This is a genomic window from Pseudonocardia sp. DxW (assembly GCF_058448985.1).
Genome location: NZ_JBZFLK010000015.1, coordinates 1 through 20,863 on the forward strand (window position 1 = coordinate 1; position 20,863 = coordinate 20,863).

A 20,863-nucleotide genomic window follows, 5' to 3' on the forward strand; every position below is an offset into this window, starting at 1 on the left:
GGCGACGAGTTCGACCACGACAACACCCGGTATCGCCGCCTCCAGCTCACCAAGCAAGCGCAGCCCGGCGCCATCCGAGTCAGCGTCGTCGGTCAGGACAAGCGGATCGATCCGATCCTGCACGAGGAACGCGCGTTCTGGACCTGGGCCATCGTGGAGACGCTGCGCCACTCCGGGATGCGGCTCGAGGAGCTCAAAGAGCTCACCCACCTGAGCATCCGCCAGTTCACCAAACCCGACGGTGAGACCGTTCCACTACTGCAGATCGCGCCCAGCAAGACTGACTGCGAACGGATCATCCCCTGCAGCCCCCAGCTCACCGCCGTGCTCGCCCAGATCGTCACCCGCCTGCTCAGCACCGACGGCACCATCCCGCTCAGCGTGCGCTACGACCACTACGAGAGGGAGCACTCGGCACCGATGCCGTTCCTGTTCCAGATCCGGCGCGGTCCCCGCCCCCGTGCCATGAGCAGCGCCACCATCCAGGACTACGTCGCCGACCTGGCCACCGACGCCGGCCTGCTCGACACCGACGGCTCCCCACTGCGGCTGACCCCACACGACTTCCGCCGCATGTTCATCACCGACCTGGTCACCGAGGGGTTCCCCATCCACCTAGCCGCCCAGCTCGCCGGGCACCAGCACATCGACACCACCCGCGGCTACACCGCCGTCTACCAGCACGAGGTCTTCGCCGCCTACGACCGGTTCATCACCGCCCGCCGCGAGCTACGCCCGGCCGTCGAATACCGCGAACCCACCCAGCAGGAGTGGGACGAATTCCACGAGCACTTCTCACGCCGCCGTATCGCCCTCGGCTCCTGCCGCCGCCCCTACGGCTCCGACTGCGCACACGAACACGCCTGCCTGCGATGCAACTTCCTCCAAGTCGACCCCGGTGAGATCACGCAGCTCGACGCCATTGAAGACAACCTGCACGCCCGCATCGCCGAGGCCGAGACCAACTCCTGGCTCGGCGACGTCGAACAGCTCCACCTCACCGTCCGGCACCTGCGCGACAAACGCGACCAGGTCAAGCAACTCCTCGACAGCCTCCCCGGGCCGCTGCTGACCGCCGCCCCGGGACGCTGACCGGAGCCCTCCGGCTCCCCGAAGTTCAAGATCAACTGCAGTAAAGAGCCGGTCTGCTTGTCCCCCCACACCGGGTGGACGGCCAGGTACATGCCGCGCTCGGCGGCGGCGTCGATCACGAAGTCGACGTTGTCCCAGAAGGCCCCGTGCTCGGGTGCGCTGCGCACGTCGCCGCGGATCGGCCGGTTCGCACCGGCCTGCGGGAAGATCGCCACCGCCTGGATCACGTTGTAGCCCTGCTCGCTGCGGGCGTCGAGATAGCGCACGGTGTCCGCGCGGTCCAGCTTGCCCAGCAGCGCCCACGCGGTGTCGCCCAGCCAGAACAGCGGCTCGCCGCCCGCGGTGAAGAACCGGCCCTCGATCTCCATCCGCGGCGGCCCGGTCACGGCCGGCTCGGCGGGCGGCGGCTGCTGCTGCGCGGGCTCCGGCGCGGAGTCCTGGGACCACGACGTGCGGACCGGGCCCGGCCCGGTGGCGCCGGCCGCGACGAGGACGCCGACGGCCATCGCGAGGCCGACGGTCAGCAGCGCCTTCCTGCTGGTCCACGGTGCCCGGCGTGGCATGGTCCCTCCGCACGGCCTCGACGTCCCGGCGGATCCGGTGGCGCGCACGCCGACCCCGCCCGGTGATCGTCCGAATCTACCCGTCCGGTGGGAGGTCCGGGCCGGACACCCCGATCACGGAAGCGTGTGACGCGGCGCCGCACCGGCCGCCGCTCGTCACCGGCGCCCCGGCCGCGGTTTCCGGCGCACCGGCGACTCTCCCGATGGCACCGGGCCCCGTGTCGCGGAAGAACCCGGCGGTGCCGAGGGGTGGGCAGAACACCGCCCTGCTCAGCCGTCGCGGTGGAACCGTGCCCGGTGCTGTGCGAGGACGTCCTCGCCGAAGTCGCCCTCCGGGTCCCGCCACACGGAGTGGATGTGGTTCACGTCGCGCTGGGTGTTGTCGTACTCGGCGAGGAAGCGTGGGCCCTGGATACGGTAGTAGTGCGGCTGTCCCCGCTCGGTCCCGCCGGCCCAGGCGAAGTGCACGTCGAGCAGCTTGTCACCGCGGAACTTCTCCACCTCCGCCTCGGCGAGCTCGTCCGGGATCCGCCCGGTGTAGACCTCCAGCAACGCGCGCAGCATCTGCTGCTGGTCGATGGTGAGGTCGGCGGCCGGGATCCCCTTGGGGGCGGGGGTGAGCGTGACTGCTTCGTCATCGGAGGGCCGCACCCCGGCCTTCTCCTCGGCGCGCTCGTGCATCGTCACGACCCGGTCGGCGAGGCGCTTCTCGGTGAAACGTCCGCGGAAGGTGTCCCACAGCGGGCGGAGCCCGTGGTCGGTGTCACCGACCCGGGACCGGTTGCCCCCGACGATGTCGACGGGAGCGACCGGGGTGAGCAGGGCCCGGCCGAGCGGGCCCTCGTCGAGGGACCGGACCAGGTCCCGGCCCAGGTCCTCGGCACCTCCGAGGGGCCGTAACGGGTGTGGGCCCAGCAGCGGCGACTCGGCCGGGTCGGCTCCGAGGAAGCACGGGGTGCTTGCCTGCACCCGGCCGTCGAGCACGAGGTGCTGCACCGACACGTGGTGCCCACCGAACCGCCACGACCAGGGGCCGTGCAGGGTCGGCTCGCCGAACACGCGCATCCAGTACAGCTGGGGGTCGCGCCCGCGTTCGCGTCCCCAGTCGACGGTGAATCCCTCGACGTGGTCGAGCACGTTCTCCAGGCCCATGATCGTCGAGGCGGTGACGTAGCCGGCAGCCGAGAGCCCACTGTGCAGCAGCTGCATCGCACGGCCCTGCTGGGCGGGACGCATCGCCTGCAGCGCCAGCCCACCGTGGTCGGTGGGGGTGTAGAACCACAGCCGCCGCTCCTCGTCGGACGGCCAGGGCAGCTGCGCGGCGTCTCGCTGTTGTTCGTCGAGGCCGTCCAGCCACGCCCGGGCGGCGTCGACCATCCGCTGGGCGGGGTTCGGGTGAGGCACGTGCTCCTCCTCTGGGGCGGGGTCACGCCGCCCGGTGGGAGGCGGCGAGTGCAGCGCAGAGCTGCTCGACCGCGGCCACGTTGTGGCCGGGCAGGAAGACGTCGATGTGGGGCAGGGCCGCCGCCATCGCCCGCTGCACGGGCCGGTAGCGGCTGTCGCCCTTGAGCGGGTTGAGCCAGACGGTGCCGTGGGCGACGCGGTGCAGCGAGCGCATGGCGTCGCCGAGGATCTCGGGCTCGTCGCGATCCAGTCCGTCCGAGCAGATCACGACGACGGCGCCGCGCAGCGCACGGTGCCCGCCGTAGCGTTCGAGGACGGTGGCGAACGACGTGCCGAGGCGGGTGCCGCCGTCCCAGTCGCCGACGGCGGCGGCGACCCGGGCGAGCGCGACGTCCAGCGATGGCCTGCGGAGCTCGTCGGTGATCCGGGTCGGTTCGACGCCGACGGTGAACACCTCGACCGGATGCCCTGCACGCAGCATGGCGTGGGCGAACCACAGCAACGCCGTCGCGTAGGGCGCCATCGACCCGGACACGTCGACCACCAGGGTCAGTGGACGCTCCTGCAGCGGGTTGTGCCGGCGGGGCAGCCGGACCGGTTCGCCGTCGGTGCGCAGCGCCGAGCGCAGCAGGGCCCGGGGGTCCAGGTGCCGCCCGCGGGGTGCCGGGACCCTGCGGCGGCTGCGTCGGCGGGGAAGTTCGGCGCCCAGACGCCGTACCAGCGCGGCGGCCCGTCGACGCTCGACGGCGTCCATCCGCGCGAAGGACTTCTCCTTCAGCACCCGCACGTCCGACGGCGTCAGCCGGGCCTGGTCGACCTCGTCCTCCCGGGCCTCCGACGGCCGGGCGCTCGGCGTGCTCGCCGAGTTCGAAGTGTCCCGGTCGACCTGCGGCGCGGTCGTCCGCGGTGCGGGCAGCGCGACGATGTCGCCGTCGGTCCCGGCGGTGAAGAACGCGCGGAACGCCGCGTCGTAGGCCGCGAACTGCTCGCGGCCGCCCACCAGCGTGATCCGTCCGGCCCAGTACAGGTCGCGCAACCGTACCCTTCCGATCTGGTGCAGGGCCGCGTACAGCGCGGTCGTCTGTCCGGGCCCGACCGGGACACCGTGCCTGCGCAGCTCCGCGGCGAACCCGGTGCAGGTCGTCGCCGTCACCTCGAACGGCGCCTCGGCCGCGGCTGTCACGACGCGCGGGGTACCAGGTCGTCGACGATCTCGGCGACCCGCTGCTGGTCGTCGACGTCCTTGACCAGCGCGCTGAGCGTGGCCACCGCGTCCTCGGGGGACAGTGTCTCGGCGCCGACCATGTGCAGCGCCCCGGCCCAGTCGATCCCCTCGCCGACCCCGGGCGGGCTGCCGAGCGAGAGCGCCCGGATCCGCTGCACGGCGTCGGCGACCTGCTTGGCCAGCGCGGCCGGGATGTGTGGGGCACGCACCCGCAGGATCTGGAACTCGCGTTCGGCGTCGGGGTGCCCGACCCAGTGGTACAGGCACCGGCGGCGCAGCGCGGAGTGCAGGTCCCGGGTGCGGTTCGAGGTAAGCACGACCAGCGGCGGCGAGGCCGTCGCGATCCGGCCGATCTCGGGGATCGTGACGGCGAAGTCGGACAGCAGCTCCAGCAGGAACGCCTCGAACTCGTCGTCGGCCCGGTCGATCTCGTCGATCAACAGCACCGCGCGGTCGCCGGCCTCCAGGGCCGTGAGCAAGGGCCGGGACAGCAGGTAGTCGCGCGTGAACACGTCGGCGGAGCCGGTCGACTCGTGCGCTCGGACGTCGATCAGCTGGCGCGCGTAGTGCCAGTCGTAGAGTGCCTGGGAGGCGTCGATGCCCTCGTAGCACTGCAACCGGACCAGGTCGCGGCCGAGCAGGTCGGCCAGTGCCTTGGCGATCTCGGTCTTGCCCACGCCGTTGGCGCCCTCCAGCAGCAACGGGCGGTTCAGGCCCAGCGCGAGGTAGGCCGCCATCGAGAGCGCCTCGTCGGCAAGGTAGCCGACCGATCCGAGTCCCTCGGAGAGCTCGGCCGGTGAACGGAAGGGGTGGGGCACGTCGGGTTCCTCCGCGCGGATGGATGGAGCCGGCCCGGCCCGGCGGCATCGCGCCGTGGCGGCGCTGCCGGGCCGGGCCGGACCGGGGGACGGCTACTCGTCGACGCGGGCGTTCTGCACGGTCTCGACGATGTCCGCCGGTTTGACGGGCAGCTGCTGGATGTGCATGCCGTACTCGGCCAGCGCATCGTCGATGGCCGAGGAGACCACGGACGGGGTGACCATCCGGCCGCCCTCGCCCCCGCCCTTGATCCCGAACTCGGTGTACGGCGACGGGGTCTCGACGTGCCCGATCCGGAACGGCGGCACCTCGTTCGCCGTGGGGACCAGGTAGTCCAGGAACGTCGAGGACTTGAACTGCCCCTCGGCGTCGTAGGCCAGCTCCTCGTACAGCGTGGAGCCGAGGCCCTGGGCCGCGCCGCCGGTGACGTGCCCGCCCAGGCTCTTGGGGTTCACCACGGTGCCGGCGTCGTGCACCGCCACGTAGTCGAGGAAGCTCGTCTGGCCGGTGTCCGGGTCGACCTCCATGACCGCGATGTGACAGGCGTGCCCCATGATCGGGTAGAAGACCCCGAGATCGGAGCGGTCCGCCGCCGGCAGCGTGGTGTATGGGTGGTCGTAGGTGTGGCTCTCCTCGAGACCGCTCGCCATCCCGGGGGGCAGGCTGAGCGCGAAGAAGTACGCCGACCCGGCCAGCTCGGGGATCCCGAGCGACCGCTCCGGCGCCCCGACGACCTGCACCCGGCCGTCCACGAGCTCCAGATCGTCGGCCGAGACCTCGAGGCTGTGCGCCGCGATGTCGATCAGCTTCTTCTTGAGCTTGCGCGATGCACCTCGGACCGCACCGGCCACCATCACCGTGAATCGGCTGCCCCCGGGGCCGGTGCCGGGCAGCGCCCGGGAGGTGTCGGCGTAGGAGACGTTGACGGTGTCCGGCTCGACGCCGAATTCTTCGGCCAGCACCGTGGTCGCGACCGTCTCCGGGCTGTTGCCCCACATCGCCTGGCAGTGCAGCTGCAGCTGGAACGCACCGGCCGGATCGATCGTGATCGTGGCGCTCTCCGGGCTGGAGGTGATCGGGAAGGCCGGCTCGTCGAACCAGAACCAGAACTCGGTCGAGGAGAACACCGACCGTTCCTGGGTGGTCGCGAGCCCGATCCCGATGTAGCGGCCCTCCTCCTCCCGCAGACGGGCCTTCTCCTTCCGCCAGTGCTCGAGGTCGATCATTCCGAGTGCCTTGTCGAGCACGGCGGGATAGTTGCCGCTGTCGTAGAGGTTCCCGCCCGGGATCTTGTAGGGGAACTCCTCGGGAAGAATGAAGTTGCGGCGCCGGATGTCCTCCGGTGCGAGACCGAGCTTCTTCGCCGCCTGGTCGACGAGCCTCTCCAGCACCCAGTTGTGCACCTCGGAGCCGAACCCGCGGTAGGCCCCCTGCTGGCACTTGTTGGTCAGGGCGGCGCGCAGCGCGTAGCGGGCGTTGCGGAACCGGTACGGCCCGGTCAGCTGGGAGAGTGCGTTCCCGTGGGTCCCCGTCCCGAACTGCAGGTAGGCGCCGTAGTCGTCGAGGACGTCGATGTCCAGGCCGGTGATCATCCCGTCCGCGGTGAGGCCCATCCGTGCCTCGTAGTACCGGTCCGAGGCGTGGTGGTCGGAGTTCATCAGGTGGTCGAGGCGGTCCTCGATGTAGGACACGGGCCGTCCGGTGCGCAGGGCCAGGAACGCGGTCAGCGTCGGCACCTTGTGCGCGGTGAACTTGCTGCCGAAGCTGCCGCCCGCGGCGACGGGCTGCATCTTGAGCTTGTTCGACGGGATCCTCAACGCCCCGGCGACCAGGAACTGCAGGTAGCTGAAGTTCAGTGAGTTGCAGTAGACCTCGAGCACGCCGTTGTTCCCGGGACGGGCGATCGCGCCGGAGGTCTCCATCGGCATTCCGGCCGAGCGGCCCCAGTGCAGGGTGTCGGAGACGACGAGGTCCGCCTCCTCCATCGCGGCGGCGATGTCGCCGAACTCGAACGTACGTTCGTAGGCGAGATTGCTGCCGTGCTCGTCGTGAAGCGGTGCGGCGCCGGGCTCCAGCGCCGCCTTCGGGTCGGATACCAGCGGGAGGTCGGAGAACTCCACATCGAGTGCGTCGACGCCGTCCTCGGCGATGTAGCGGCTCTCCGCCACGACGACCGCGACCGCCTCGCCGACGTAGCGGACCTTGTCGACAGCGATCGGATACTGCGCGATGGTCGGCGGGCCGAAGTTCATGCACGGGTTCATGTGCGCCTTGCAGTCCTCGCCGGTGAGGACGGCGACGACCCCCGGGATCCGCTCGGCGCTGCTGGTGTCGATCGAGTCGATCCGGGCGTGCGGGACCGGACTGCGCAGGATCGCGGCGTGCAGGAGGCCCTGCATCTTCATGTCGGCGATGTAGCCGCCCCGGCCGACGAGCAGGCGGGGGTCCTCGACCCGCTTGCGGTCGGCGCCGATGTACTTGTATCCGGCCGCGGGCCTGTCGGAGCTGCCCACGACGGGATCTTGTGTGGTGGTCACGCGCCGGCCTCCTTGCCGCCGAGCTTGCGGCTCGCGTTCTGGACCGCATTGACGATGTTCTGGTAGCCGGTGCAGCGGCACAGGATGCCGGATATCTCGTGCCGGACCTCGTCGTCGGTGCGAGCCTTGCCGTCCTCGATGATCTCCTTGCAGCGCAGCACCATCGCCGGGGTGCAGAAGCCGCACTGCAGGCCCTGCTCCTCGGCGAAGGCCTCCTGGATCGGGTGCAGTGCGTCCTGGTCGGCCGACAATGACTCCACGGTCTCGATCTCGTGCCCGCGAGCCTGCACCGCCAGCATCAGGCAGGAGCGGACGGACTCGCCGTCCAGCAGGATCGTGCAGCAGCCGCAGACACCGTGCTCGCAGCCGAGGTGCACGCTGACCAGGTCCAGGTCGTCGCGCAGGAAGTCGGCGAGCGTGGTGCGGGTCTCGACGGTGCGGCTCACCTCGCGACCGTTGACGCGCAGCGTGATCGTCCGGGTCTCGGCGTCGGCCGCGACTGCCCGGTGCTCGGTGGCGGTCACCGGTTCCCTCCGTTCCTGGCTTCCGTGGCCGCGGCCAGCACGGCACGTGAGACGACGGTCGCCGCGAGATGCTTGCGATAGTCCGACGTCGCATGGATGTCGTCGCCGGTGGTCACCGCCGCCTCGACGCGCTCGGCAGCGGACTCGATCGTGGCCGGGTCGACCGGCCGGCCGAGCAGCTCCTGTTCCACGTCGGTCGCACGCAGCGGGACCGACGCCACCCCGGCGACACCGACGGCGAGCCGCGTGAAGCGGCCGTCGCCGTCCACCTCGGCGATCACGCCGGCGGCGGCGAGTGCGAAGTCGCCGGCGCGGCGGGCGACCTCGACGAAGGCGGTACCTGCTCCGGCCGGGGTGACCGGGTAACGGACCGCGACGACGAGTTCGTCATCGGCGCAGGCGTTGGTCATGAAACCGTCGAAGAACGACGACGCCGGGATCTCCCGGCGGCCGTTCCGGCCCTGCAGCACGACGACGGCATCGGAGACGACGGCGGTGCAGGGCAGCTCGGCCGAGGCGTCGGCGTGCGCGAGGCTGCCGCCGACCGTTCCGCGGTGCCTGTTCTCGATGTGCCCGATGTGGGGCACGGCCCGGGCCAGCAGCGGCAGGGCCTCGCAGATGAGCGGGTCGGTCTCGAGAGCCGACTGGCGTACGCCGGCGCCGATCTCGACGACGTCGCCGTTGCGGGTGATCTGCTGCAGGTCCGTGACGCCGTTGATGTCGATCACGACGGAGGGCGCGGCGAGCCGCATGTTGAGCATCGGCATCAGGCTCTGGCCCCCGGCGAGGATCAGTGCGTCGGAACCGTGTCGTGCCTTGAGTGCGACCGCGTCCGCCAGCGTGTCGGGATCGCGGTACTGGAACCGTGGCGGCTTCATTGCCTGTCCGATCGTCGTTCGGTACACGACCAGCCGGTCGTGCGTGGTGGATGAGGGCGCGCCGGGGACCCGGCTGTCCCGGACGGTAATCGTGGCCACCACAGGTAGAACTGGCGCAACCCACAGTGCTGCCGTCATCGGCTGTGGCGAAATCCAGTATCGTTCGCTGGCGTGTCGGAGCGGACGGACGAAGGTCGGGCGTCATCGGGTGAGGCCGCCCGTGGTGATGAACTGCGGCGTTGGCTCGGCGGCGTCGGCCGGATCGCGAGCGCGGTGAACGCCAGCCTCTCCCTCCCGCATCTGCTGGATCTCATCGCCGAGACGGCCTGTCAGCTCACGGGTCACGAGGCGAGTGGCGTGCTGCTGGCCGACGACGACCGGCGGCAACTGGTGATCTGCGGCTCGCACGGACTGTCCGAGGAGTACGTGGCCGCCGTGAACGACCGCCACACCATCGCGCTGGGGTCCGGTCCGCTGGCGGACGGCCCGTCGACGCGCGCTTTCCTGGACCGCAGGCCGGTGCCGATTCCCGACATCCTGGCCGACGTGTCGTTCGAGCCGTGGGCGAGCCTCGCGAGCGGGTACGGGCACCGCTCGATCGCCGCCGTTCCGCTGCTGGTGGGCGGCGAGTCGGTCGGCACGCTCAACTGTTACCGGCGCGCCGTGCACGAGTACGGGCCGGACGAGCTGTCGCTGCTGGCCACGCTGGCCAACCAGGCGGCCAGCGCCCTGCAGAGCGCTCGGCTGATCACCTCGCTGACCGAGCAACGGCGCATGCTCGAGCAGGCCGAGGACATCCACCGCGAGTTCACCGCGGTCGCCCTGCGGGGCGGCGGAGTGCAAGGGGTCGCCGAAGCGCTGGCCCGGCTACTCGGCCGGCCGGTCGTGGTCACCGACCGGAACGGCGCGGTCGTGGCCGACGCCCGCGCTGGGCGACGGGCACTGGACGGGCCCTTCCCTGCGCAGGCATCGCCGTCGGCGTCCGGGATCACCCAGCACGACGATCCGGAGCGGGTGCTCGCACCGGTGCTGCTCGGGGAAGATGTGATCGCGCAGCTGTGGCTCCCCGGCAGGGTCGGCGGCCTCGGCGAACTGGAGCGCCGGGCGATCGAGCACGCGGCCGTCGTCTGCGCGCTGGAGTTCCTCCGCCGCCGGACCGCCGTGGACGTGGAGTGGCGACTCCGGGGCGAGTTGCTGACCGACCTGCTGGCAGGCATCGACGCCGAGTCGATCGCGGCCCGGGCCGCGCCGCTGGGACACGACCTGAACTCCCCACACACCGTCCTCGTCGCCGCGCCGGACGCAGGCACCGACACCGTCCGGGCGCTCCTGGGCGTCGCGCAGTCCATAGCGGACCGCTGCGAGCCCCGGCCCCTCGTGACCTCGTCGGGAGGCCACATCGTCGTGCTGTGGCCCGGGACCACCGGCGGGCCGTCGGCGGCCGAGGCCGCCGAACTGATCCGGGTCTCGGCGCGTCGTGCGTTCGACGGCGGCACTGCGACGGTCGTCGTTGGGCACCGGCGTGAGCGGGCGGCGGAGCTGCCCCCGGCCGTCCGGACGGCGCGCGGGGCGCTGAACCTCGCGCTGCTCCGCGGTCAGGACCGGACCGTCTCCCTGCCGGAGCTGGGTGTCTACGGGCTGTTGCTCCAGCTCGACGACCCCGAGGAGCTGCGCCGCTTCGCGCAGCACGTGCTGGCACCGCTGCGCGAGCACGACGACCGCCGGGGTGCGCAGCTGGTGCAGACGATCCGGGCATACCTCGACCGGGGCGCGAGCGTCGCGCGCACGGCCGAGGACCTCTACGTCCACCCCAACACGATCAGCCTGCGCCTCAAACGGATCGAGGAGCTGACCGGGATGGTGCTGGCGCGTTCGGAATCCCTGCTCCACTTCACGGTGGCCCTCATGGCCTCCGACGTCCTCGGTGCCGACCGGGAGCCCGTCACCTGAGAGGCGTCGCCCTGCAGCCACTGGGGAAATCCCCAAGGGATCCGTTTCTCGCTGTGTTCTCACACAGCGAGGAACGGGGCGTGGCTTGTCAGGCTGGGTCGGTCGCACCACGTCAGGGAGGACTGGCCGTGAATCAGTACACCGGCTTGCGCGCCGTTGTGGTCGGGGGCTCGATCGGTGGCCTCACCAGTGCGCTGCTGCTGCGCCGACTCGGCTTCTCGGTCGACGTCGTCGAGCGAACACCCGAGCAGCTGGACCACCGCGGTGGCGGCATCGTGCTGCAGCCGATCACCATGAAGTGGTTCCACGAGCACAGCGCGCACCGCATCGAGGACCTCAGCACCCGTTCGAGCAAGCTGCGCTACATCGGTGCCCGCAACGAGATCGTGTTCGAGGAACCCGCCCAGTGGCGGTACACCTCGTGGGGCTCCGTCTACCGCGCGTTGCTGGCCGACTTCGGAACCGAGCACTACCACCTGGGCGAGTTCTGCGCCGGTTTCGACCAGGACGCCGACGGGGTCGACCTGCGCTTCGTCTCGGGCCGCCGGGAGCGCGCCGACCTGGTGGTGTTCGCCGACGGCATCACCTCCACCGGCCGCCGGCGGATGTTCCCCGACCTGGAGCGCGAGTACTCCGGCTACGTCGGCTGGCGCGGCACCGTCCGCGAGGACCGGGTCAGCTCCGGGACCCGCGCGCTCCTCGACGACGCCCTGAACTACAACGTCGCTGACCACAGCCACATCGTGCTCTACACGATCCCCGGCATGGACGGCGAGCTCACCGAGGGCAGGCGGCTGATCAACTACGTCTGGTACCGCAACGTGGCGCCGGGCCGCGAGCTGCACGAGCTCACCACCGACACCCGCGGGTTCGAGTGCCCGGTCTCGATCCATCCGGGGACGGTCCAGCAGCGCTACGTCGACGAGCTGCGGGAGGCCGCCGTCCGCGATCTGGCTCCCGGGCCGGCCGAGGTCGTCACCCGGACCGATGAGCCCTACATCCAGGTCGTGTTCGACACCCGGATCCCGGGCATGGTCGACGGGCGGGTCGCGATCATCGGGGACGCGGCGTTCGCCGCCCGCCCGCACGCGGCCGCGGGCTCGGCGAAGGCCGCCGCTGACGCGTGGAAGCTCTACGAGCACCTCGGCGCGGCGACCGACGTCCGGGACGCCCTCGAGCAGTGGGAACCGGGCCGGCTCGAGCTCGGCAACCAGCTGATCGACCGAGTGGCCGCGATGGGCGCCCGCTCGCAGTTCACCAACACCTGGACCCCGGGCGACCCGGAGCTCCGCTTCGGGCTCTACGCCCCGGGCGTCTGAGAACGGACCACACATGATCCTGCAGAACAGCTTCGTCATCGACGTCCCCGTCGAGGATGCATGGAAGGCGTTGAACGACCCGGAGCTCGTCGCTCCCTGCTTCCCCGGCGCCGCTCTGACCGAGTTCACCGGGGACACCTTCGCGGGCATCGTGAAGGTCAAGCTCGGTCCGATCTCGCTGACCTACAAGGGCGAGGGCGTCTACGTCGAGCGCGACGACGCCGCACGGCGGGTCCTCATCTCCGCGACCGGCCGCGACTCCCGTGGGAACGGAACGGCCAAGGCCCAGGTCACCGGCACGGTCTCGGAGGCAGGCCCCGGACGCAGCGAGGTTCGGATGACGACGGACATGGCCGTCACCGGCAGGCCGGCCCAGTTCGGCCGCGGCGTGATCTCGGATGTCGCCGACAAGATGATCGGGCAGTTCGCGACGTGCCTCGCGACCACCCTCGCGCAGGACGACGCTCCCGCTGCACCCGGACCGGGCCCGGCGACCGCGCCGGCTTCTGGGATCTCCGCTCGTCCCGTACAGCCCGCATCCTCGGCGACATCGCAGGAAGCACTCGACGTCGGTGACCTGCTGTCGTCGATGGCTCCGGCCTGGATCCGGAGATGGGGTCCGGCCGTCGGCGTCGCAGTCCTCCTCGCACTCGTGGTGGGCCTGGCCCGCCGCCGCAGCTGACACGAACCGGCACGGACCGCTGGACGGATCTCCTCCAGAACATCGCCGGATCAACGGGCCGATGCCGGAAAGGCTCCGTGTACGGGAGTGGATCGAGGGAGCCGATGGCGAGCGGGGCGACGAGGTCGAGCACGCACTCCGGACGATCGAGGGCTGCGTACTCCCTCATGGCAGGTGTCTTGTTGCTGATGATGCTGGGTGGGACCATCCCGGCTCCGCTGTACGGGCTGTACCGGCAACAGATCGGTTTCGGCGAGTTGACGATCACCATCGTGTTCGCCGCCTACGCCGGGGGGACGCTCCTCGCCCTGTTGTTCCTCGGCGGCATCAGTGACCACATCGGACGAAAGAAGGTTCTGGCCGGCACGGTCGTCGTGGCCGCTGCCAGTACGGTGGTGTTCCTCGTCGCATCCGCGGTGCCGCTCCTGATCGTGGCCCGGGTGCTGAGCGGTATCGCGGTCGGCCTCGCCACCGGAACCGCCACCGCCGCCATCGCCGAGCTCCATCCTCGCGGGGATCAAGATGCTGCCGCCGTCGTCGCGTCGGGCGCCAATCTGACCGGTCTGGGCCTGGGGCCGCTGCTGGCGGGTGCGCTCGCCCAGTACGTCCCGGGGCCCACGACGACCGTGTTCTGGGTCTATCTCGGCCTGCTGCTCCTGGCCGCCTGTGCGCTCGTGGTGGTACCGGAGACGGCCGTCGGGCGGGACGGGGTCGTCGTGCTCACACCGGACGTCGGGGTTCCCGCAGACCTGCGGTCGGTGATGGCCGGAGCCGCCCTCGGGATCTTCGCCGCGTTCACGCTCCTCGGTCTCTTCAGCAGCCTGACACCGACATTCCTGACAGACGGATTCGGGGTCCGGAATCTGGCGGTCGTCGGTGCGGTGTCGTTCCTGATCTTCGCTGCAGGTGCGATCGGCCAGGCGGTCTCTGCTCGGCTGCCCAGCAGGCGTTCGGCGGCGACGGGACTCGTGCTGCTGCTACTCGGCCTGGCCGCACTGGACTCCGCGCTCGTCATCACGGCGCTCTGGCTGTTCCTGCTGGCCACCGTCGCCAGCGGTGTCGCGATCGGCTTCATCTTCCGCGGCGGTCTGGCCGAGCTCAATCGCCTCGTTTCCGCCGACCGCCGCGCAGCCGTGGTCTCCGCCTTCTTCCTCGCCGGCTACCTGGGCATGTCGGTCCCGGTCGTCGTCATCGGCGTCGGCTCCGAGCTCACGGGCACGGTCACGAGCACGCTCCTCGTGTCCGCGCTGCTGGCGGTGGTCATCGTGGTGGCTCTCGGCGTGGTGCTGCGGACCTTCGGAGCGCGTACTCGACCGGTGCGTCCCCGCGCACCGTCGGACGGTCGGGCGTTCCCCGCTGACGACAGCGGGACCGAACCCGAGCGTCCGGGCCGCTGACCCGCCGACGACCCGGAGCGCGGACACGGTCTCGCGGCCGGGATCTCGTGCCGCACCGGCCGGTGGCCGTTGCGTCGCGACACCGGAGCCGTAGGCTCGGCCGGGTGCCGACCTCGGACGCCCGGTGAGCGGGCTCTTCGCACTGCTGGACGACGTGGCCGCCCTCGTCCGGCTGACCGCGTCGTCGCTGGACGACGTCGCGGGCGCCGCCGGGCGGGCCGGCACGAAGGCCGCCGGGGTGGTCGTCGACGACGCCGCCGTGACGCCCCGCTACGTGCAGGGCCTGCGCCCGGAGCGGGAGCTGTCGATCATCTGGCGGATCGCCAAGGGATCGCTGCGGAACAAGCTCCTGATCATCCTGCCGGTGGCGCTGCTGCTGAGCCAGTTCGCGCCGTGGCTGCTCACCCCGATCCTGATGCTCGGCGGGCTCTACCTCTGCTACGAGGGCGCGGAGAAGATCTGGGAGAAGCTGTCCGGCCACGAACCCGATCCGGAGGCCAAGGACGAGGCCGCCGCGGCCGATCCGGAGGGCCACGAGCGGAGCGTCGTCTCCGGCGCGGTGCGCACCGACTTCATCCTCTCCGCCGAGATCATGGTGATCGCGCTCAACGAGGTCGCCGCCGAGGGGTTCGTGTCCCGCGCCGTGATCCTCGCGGTGGTCGCGGTCGCGATCACCGTGCTGGTCTACGGCGTCGTCGCGCTGATCGTGAAGATGGACGACGCCGGCCTCGCGCTGGCCGCGCGGGACGCCGGAGCGGTCAGCGCGCTGGGCCGCGGGCTGGTCCGGGCGATGCCGATCGTGCTGTCGGTGCTGTCGGTGGTCGGCATCGCGGCGATGCTGTGGGTCGGCGGGCACATCCTGCTGGTCGGCGCGGACGAGCTGGGCCTGCACGCGCCCTACGCGCTGGTGCACCACGTCGAGCTGCTGGTGCACGACGCGACCGGGGCGCTCGGCGGGTTCCTCGGCTGGCTCACCAACACGGTCGGCTCGGCGATCGTCGGTGCCGTGGTGGGCGCGCTCGTGGTGGCCGTGGCGCACCTGGTGCCGAGGCGGAGGGCGGCCGGCACCGGCGACCACGGCCACGGCCACGGCCACGACAGCCAGGACGGTCAGGACCCGGCGGACGCCAGCAGGTAGCGCCGCCAGCCGCCGTGCTCGGTGATGTCGGCGCCGTCCGCCCCCGCGTCGGCGGCGCAGCCGAACCCGACCACCCAGCGGCCGTCGGACAGCTCGACCTTCCCCAGCGACATCGGTGACGGCAGCCCGGCCAGGAACCGGCCGAGCCCGGCGGCCGGGAGGTCCCACAGCTCGCCCGCGATCGGCGCGCCCCGGCCCGGCCCGCAGCGGACCAGGCCGGGTTTCGCGGGCACCGAGGCGAGCGCGACCAGCCGGTAGGCGTCGGAGGTGGTGACCTCGCCGCGGAACCGGGCGCCGAGCACCCGCAGCTGCGGGTTGAGCGGCTCGCCGCGCAGGTGCGCGCCGACCACCAGCACGGTGCAGACGTCCACGGTCAGCAGCGGCCCCGGCGCGCCGCCGGTGATCAGCGCCGCGACGTCCAGCGCGACGTGGTCGTGCATGCTCGGGGACAGCACCGTCACCCCGAACGGCCCGCCGTCGGCGCAGCCGGCGGGCACCGCGACCGCCGGCATGTCGAGCAGGTTGGCGAAGTTGGTGTAGGTCCCGAGCCGCCGGTTGACCCCGACCGGGTCGGCGCCGACCTCGGCCAGGGTGGGGTGCTCGGTGGTGGTGGGCAGCAGCAGCGCCGCGCTGCCGTCGAGCAGGTGACGGGCGTACCTGCGGGCGCGGGCGACCCGGTCCAGGTCGGCCGCGAAGTCGTGCGCCCGCGGCTCGGCGGCGGCCCGCACGATCCCGGCGACCACCGGATCGGCCCCGGCCGGGCGGCCGTCGAGGAAGCCGCCGACCGCGGTGTACCGCTCGGCGACCAGCGCGCCGTCGTAGAGCAGGGTCGCGGCGTCGAGCAGCACCGACACGTCGGCCTCGACGGTGTCCGCGCCGCGGGCGCGCAGCCCGGCGACGGCCCTGGCGAACGCCCGCCGGTAGCCGGCGGTGAGCGCGGCCAGGTCGGCCGCCCGCGGGACGACGACGCGGGGCCGGTCCGGCGCGGCGAGCGGTAGGTCGGCGGGCCAGACCCGGCTGCGCGGGTCCGCCGGGTCGAAGCCGCTGAGCACCGCCATCGCCCGCCGGGCGGTGCGCAGGTCGGCGGCGAGCACGGAGACGCAGTCGTAGTCGGCGCAGGCGGGCACCACCCCGGTGGAGGGCACCACGCCGGGCGTCGCCTTCACCCCGACGATGCCCTGGAAGGCGGCCGGGACCCGGCCGGACCCGGCGGTGTCGGTGCCGAGCGCCAGATCGGCCAGCCCGAGCCCGACCGCGACCGCCGACCCGGACGACGAGCCGCCGGAGATCCGGTCCGGGTCCCAGGAGCAGCGGACCGCGCCGTACGGGCTGCGGGTGCCGACCAGGCCGGTCGCGAACTGGTCCAGGTTGGTCTTGCCGACGATCACCGCACCGGCCGCGCGCAGCCGGGCGACCGCCGTCGCGTCGGTGTGCGGGAGGTAGGCGTACTCCGGGCAGGCCGCCGTGGTGCGCACCCCGGCGACGTCGATGTTGTCCTTCACCGCGGTCAGCAGCCCGGCCAGCGGCAGCTGCTCGCCGGCGGCCAGCCTGCGCTGCACGGCCGCGGCGTCGGCGAGCACGTCGCGCTCCGGCCGCAGCGTGATCCACACCTCCGGCCGGTCCGCCGCGGCGATCCGCCGGTAGGCCTCGCGGACCCGCTCGACCGGCGGGAGCCCCCGCTCGATCCCGGCGGCGACGTGGCTGTCGGTCATGCTGCCCTTTCCCCGATCACGGCCAGCGAATGGCCGCTGCCCACCTGGTCGCCCGGCGCGACGTGCACCGACAGGACGGTGCCGCTGACCGGGGCCGGGACGTCCATCTCCAGCTTCATCGCCTCCAGGGTGAGCAGCGGCTCGCCCTCGGTGACCCGGTCGCCCGCGGTGACGTGCATCCGCCACACCCCGGCCGCCATCGGCGCCTCGACCACCCGCGCGCCGGGCGGGACGTCGATCCCGGCGGTGGCCCGCGGTGCGGCTGCGGGGGTTCCGGTGGCGACCCGGCCGAGCTCGCCGGAGGCCCGCCAGGCGTCCCGCTCGGCGGCGAAGGCCGCGGCCCGGCGCCGCTCGAACGCCGCGATGGAGCCGGCGTTGCGGGCCAGGAACGCGCGGTGCGCGGCGAGGGTGAACTCGCCGTGCCCGATCTCCGGCTGGAACCGGCCGGCCGCGAACGCGGTCCGCTGCTCGGCGAGCTCGTCCGGGGTGACCGGGTACCAGCGGATCCGGTCGAAGAACCGGAGCAGCCACGGCACGCCGTCCTCGAACGGCGGCCGCTGCCGGTAGCCGGACCAGATCGGCACGGTCCGGCCGACGAGCTGGTAGCCGCCCGGCGACTCCATGCCGTAGACGCACAGGTAGGAGCCGCCGAGCCCGACGGTGTCGGCGGCGGTCCAGGTCCGGGCCGGGTTGTACTTGGTGGTGACCAGCCGGTGTCGCGGGTCGACCGGGACGGCCAGCGGCGCGCCGAGGTAGACGTCGCCCAGGCCGAGCACCAGGTACTCGGCGTCGAACATGATCCGCTCGACGTCGTCCGGCCGGTCCAGGCCGTTGATCCGGCGGACGAACTCGATGTTCGACGGCAGCCACGGCGCGTCCGGCCGGACGCCGGCCGAGTACCGCTCGATCGCGGTCCGGACGACCGGGTCGTCGAACGACAGCGGCAGCCGGATGGTGCGGCTCGGCACGGCGAGCTCGTCGGTGGCGGGCAGCCCGTCCTCGATCGCGGCGAGCAGCCCGGCGAGCCGGCGCACCGGCAGCACGTCCGGATCGACGTGCACGTGCAGCGACCGGACGCCGGGGGTGAGATCGACCAGCCCGGCCGGGGCGTGCTCGCGCAGCGCGGCGGCCAGCGCGTGCACCCGCAGCCGCAGCCCGAGATCGAGCACCTGCTCGCCGTACTCGACGAGCAGGTTGTCGTCGCCGCCGCGCCGGTAGGCCACCGCCGGGGCGTCCGGACCGGCCGGCCGGCGGGCGAGCACGCCGTCGTCGCCGTCCGGGCCGGTGCGCAGCCCGGCCGGCAGCCGGGCGCGGGACCGGACGCCGTCCTCGGCGCGGATCCGGCCGGCCGCGGCCGTGCCGACCGGCACGAACCGGACGGTGTCGCCGGGCCGGATCTGGCCGAGCTTCCAGCGGTGCCCGCTGACCACGGTGAGCGGGCAGGCGAACCCACCCAGGCTGGGTCCGTCCGGGCCGAGCAGGATCGGGGTGTCCCCGGAGACGTTGAGCGCGCCGACGCTGTAGGCGTTGTCGTGCAGGTTCGACGGGTGCAGCCCGGCGTCGGCGCCGTCGGGCCGGGCCCAGCGCGGGCGCGGCCCGGACAGCCGGATGCCGGTCCGGTTGGCGTGGCTCTGCACGGTCCACGCGGTGCCGTAGAACTGCCGCATGTCGTCCGGGGTGAAGTAGTCCGGCGCCGGCTGCGGGCCCTCGGTGACCGCGAGCTCCCACTCGTGGCCGATCTCCGGCCGGGTCCCGGCCGGAGCGGGCTCGCCCGCCGGGCAGCTGCCGGGTGCCAGCACGTCGCCGGTGGCGAGCGCGCGGCCGGTGTACCCGCCGAACCCGCCGAGGGTGAAGGTGGACGCGCTGCCCTGGAACGACGGCACGTCCAGCCCGCCGGCGAGCGCGACGTAGGTGCGCAGGCCGGCGCCGGTCGGGGCGCCGACGTCGAGCAGGCCCCCGGCGGGCACGTCCACCCCGGTCCACATCGGGACCGGATCGCCGTCGACGGTGACCGGGGCGCCGGCGCCGGTGACGCACACCCGGCCGGGCCGGGTGAACCGCAGCGCCGGCCCGGTCAGCGTCGCCTCCAGCGCCGGCGTGCCGTCGGGATTGCCGAGGCACCGGTTGGCCAGCCGGAACGAGAGGTCGTCCATCGGCCCGGACGGCGGGATCCCGACCTCCCACAGCCCGGTGCGGCCGGGCAGGTCCTGCACGGTGGTCATGGTGCCGCCGCGGAGCACGTCGATCCGGGCGGCCGATCCGCCGGGACCGGCGGCCAGCGTCGCGGTGGTGTGCCGGGCCCGGCGCACCGCCGGTTCCCGCACGGCGGCCCGCAGCTGGTCGAGGTTGGTGCACACGCCGTCGACCGCGGTCGCGTCCAGGGCGGCGCCGAGCGCGTCGAGCGCGGCCGCCCGGGTCGGCCGGTGCGCGACGACCTTGGCCAGCATCGGGTCGTAGTGGTGGCCGACCACGGTGCCGGTCTCCACCCAGCCGTCCACCCGCACGCCCGGCCCGAACGCGACCCGGGTGAGCAGCCCGGACGACGGCCGGTGGTCCCGCGCCGGGTCCTCCGCACAGATCCGCGCCTCCACGGCCACCCCGGTCACCGGCGGCCCGGTGTCCGGGACGCCGTCGAGCAGGTCGTGCTCGCCGCGGGCCAGCCGCAGCATCCAGCCGACCAGGTCGATCCCGGTGACCAGCTCGGTGACCGGGTGCTCCACCTGGAGCCGGGTGTTCACCTCCAGGAACGAGGCGGTGCACCGGTCGGCGTCGTAGACGAACTCGACGGTCCCGGCCGAGCGGTAGGCGACCGACCGGGCCAGCGCCCTGGCCGTCGCGGTGACCGTCGCTGCCACCGCGGGCGGCAGATCGGGCGCCGGTGCCTCCTCGACCACCTTCTGGTGCCGCCGCTGCAGCGTGCAGTCCCGGGTGCCCAGGCTGACCACCCGGCCCGCGCCGTCGCCGAACAGCTGGACCTCGACGTGCCGGGCCCGGGTCACGTAGCGCTCGCAGAACACCCCGGACGAGCCGAACTGGGCGGCCGCGGTGCGGGTCACCGAGGCGAACGCGGCGGGCACCTCGTCCGGCCGGTGGCAGACCCGCATGCCGATCCCGCCGCCGCCGCCGACCGCCTTCAGCACCACCGGGTACCCGATCCCGGCGGCCGCCGCGACCGCCTCGGCCGCGGAACCGAGCAGCCCGGACCCGGGCTGTACCGGCACCCCGGCGGCGCGGGCCGCGGTGCGGGCCGCGTGCTTGTCGCCGAAGGCCCGCAGCTGCCCGGGGGTGGGGCCGACGAACCGCAGCCCGGCCCGCTCGCAGGACTCGGCGAACCCGGCGTTCTCGGCGAGGAAGCCGTACCCGGGATGCACGGCGCCGGCTCCGGTGGCGGTGGCCGCGCCGAGCACGGCGTCGGCCCGCAGGTAGGACTCCGCGGGCGGCGCCGGGCCGAGCCGCACCGCGTGATCGGCCTCCAGCACGTGCAGCGCGTCGGAGTCGGCGTCGGAGTACACGGCGACCGTGCGCAGGCCGAGCCCGCGGGCGGAGCGGATGATCCGGCGGGCGATCTCGCCGCGGTTGGCGACCAGCAGGGTGTCGAACACGGGACTCCAGGTCAGGATCGG

15 protein-coding genes and 1 pseudogene are annotated in these 20,863 nt (G+C 72.8%); 6 read left to right on the forward strand and 10 right to left on the reverse strand.

Annotated features, from left to right (window positions below; all coding sequences use genetic code 11):
• A partial coding sequence (locus ACVJO7_RS22325; RefSeq protein ID WP_491674491.1) for a tyrosine-type recombinase/integrase occupies nucleotides 1-1,092 on the forward strand: 1,092 nt, incomplete at its 5' end.
• A gap of 113 nt (nucleotides 1,093-1,205) precedes the next feature.
• On the opposite strand, the pseudogene ACVJO7_RS22330 reads toward ACVJO7_RS22325, so the two are convergent.
• From ACVJO7_RS22330 to ACVJO7_RS22365, 8 genes and pseudogenes are all read right to left on the reverse strand, one after another.
• Nucleotides 1,206-1,655, reverse strand: a pseudogene (locus ACVJO7_RS22330) (apiosidase-like domain-containing protein); the annotation flags it as partial.
• A gap of 270 nt (nucleotides 1,656-1,925) precedes the next feature.
• The gene (locus tag ACVJO7_RS22335; protein WP_491674492.1) at nucleotides 1,926-3,059 is read right to left on the reverse strand and encodes a DUF3500 domain-containing protein; all 1,134 of its coding nucleotides are present in this window, start codon (nucleotides 3,057-3,059) and stop codon (nucleotides 1,926-1,928) included.
• Nucleotides 3,060-3,081: 22 nt separating this feature from the next.
• Entirely contained in the window at nucleotides 3,082-4,242 is a 1,161-nt protein-coding gene (locus ACVJO7_RS22340; protein ID WP_491674493.1) for a vWA domain-containing protein, read from the reverse strand.
• Nucleotides 4,239-5,102 carry an AAA family ATPase gene (locus ACVJO7_RS22345; RefSeq protein WP_491674494.1) on the reverse strand — a complete coding sequence of 288 codons (864 nt, stop codon included), beginning with the start codon at nucleotides 5,100-5,102 and terminating at the stop codon, nucleotides 4,239-4,241. The genes ACVJO7_RS22340 and ACVJO7_RS22345 overlap by 4 nt, the downstream gene beginning before the upstream one ends.
• Before the next feature lie 93 nt (nucleotides 5,103-5,195).
• On the reverse strand, nucleotides 5,196-7,640 hold the full coding sequence (locus ACVJO7_RS22350; protein ID WP_491674495.1) for a xanthine dehydrogenase family protein molybdopterin-binding subunit: 2,445 nt from the start codon (nucleotides 7,638-7,640) through the stop codon (nucleotides 5,196-5,198).
• Nucleotides 7,637-8,164 carry a (2Fe-2S)-binding protein gene (locus ACVJO7_RS22355; protein ID WP_491674496.1) on the reverse strand — a complete coding sequence of 176 codons (528 nt, stop codon included), beginning with the start codon at nucleotides 8,162-8,164 and terminating at the stop codon, nucleotides 7,637-7,639. Before ACVJO7_RS22355 ends, ACVJO7_RS22350 begins: the two co-directional genes overlap by 4 nt.
• Nucleotides 8,161-9,042 carry an FAD binding domain-containing protein gene (locus ACVJO7_RS22360; protein ID WP_491674497.1) on the reverse strand — a complete coding sequence of 294 codons (882 nt, stop codon included), beginning with the start codon at nucleotides 9,040-9,042 and terminating at the stop codon, nucleotides 8,161-8,163. Before ACVJO7_RS22360 ends, ACVJO7_RS22355 begins: the two co-directional genes overlap by 4 nt.
• 201 nt (nucleotides 9,043-9,243) lie before the next feature.
• On the reverse strand, nucleotides 9,244-9,387 hold the full coding sequence (locus tag ACVJO7_RS22365; RefSeq protein WP_491674624.1) for a hypothetical protein: 144 nt from the start codon (nucleotides 9,385-9,387) through the stop codon (nucleotides 9,244-9,246).
• Here ACVJO7_RS22365 and ACVJO7_RS22370 point away from each other — a divergent pair.
• The 5 genes from ACVJO7_RS22370 to ACVJO7_RS22390 all read left to right on the forward strand — a co-directional run bounded on the left by ACVJO7_RS22370 (nucleotide 9,355) and on the right by ACVJO7_RS22390 (nucleotide 15,528).
• Nucleotides 9,355-10,992 carry a helix-turn-helix domain-containing protein gene (locus ACVJO7_RS22370; protein WP_491674622.1) on the forward strand — a complete coding sequence of 546 codons (1,638 nt, stop codon included), beginning with the start codon at nucleotides 9,355-9,357 and terminating at the stop codon, nucleotides 10,990-10,992. The genes ACVJO7_RS22365 and ACVJO7_RS22370 overlap by 33 nt on opposite strands.
• Before the next feature lie 128 nt (nucleotides 10,993-11,120).
• Nucleotides 11,121-12,311, forward strand: a complete 1,191-nt coding sequence (locus tag ACVJO7_RS22375) for an FAD binding domain-containing protein (protein WP_491674498.1) — start codon at nucleotides 11,121-11,123, stop codon at nucleotides 12,309-12,311.
• A 13-nt stretch (nucleotides 12,312-12,324) separates the two neighbouring features.
• Nucleotides 12,325-12,993 carry an SRPBCC family protein gene (locus ACVJO7_RS22380; RefSeq protein WP_093354803.1) on the forward strand — a complete coding sequence of 223 codons (669 nt, stop codon included), beginning with the start codon at nucleotides 12,325-12,327 and terminating at the stop codon, nucleotides 12,991-12,993.
• 182 nt (nucleotides 12,994-13,175) lie between these two features.
• A complete protein-coding gene (locus tag ACVJO7_RS22385; protein ID WP_491674499.1) occupies nucleotides 13,176-14,390 on the forward strand; it encodes an MFS transporter in 1,215 nt (404 codons plus the stop codon).
• A 124-nt stretch (nucleotides 14,391-14,514) separates the two neighbouring features.
• Entirely contained in the window at nucleotides 14,515-15,528 is a 1,014-nt protein-coding gene (locus ACVJO7_RS22390) for a DUF808 domain-containing protein (RefSeq protein ID WP_491674500.1), read from the forward strand.
• Here ACVJO7_RS22390 and atzF read toward each other — a convergent pair.
• Nucleotides 15,501-17,240, reverse strand: a complete 1,740-nt coding sequence (gene atzF / locus ACVJO7_RS22395; RefSeq protein ID WP_491674501.1) for an allophanate hydrolase — start codon at nucleotides 17,238-17,240, stop codon at nucleotides 15,501-15,503. The genes ACVJO7_RS22390 and atzF overlap by 28 nt on opposite strands.
• Complete coding sequence (gene uca, locus ACVJO7_RS22400; protein WP_491674502.1) at nucleotides 17,237-20,842, reverse strand: urea carboxylase; 3,606 nt, start codon at nucleotides 20,840-20,842, stop codon at nucleotides 17,237-17,239. The genes atzF and uca overlap by 4 nt, the downstream gene beginning before the upstream one ends.
• Nucleotides 20,843-20,863 lie beyond the last annotated feature (21 nt).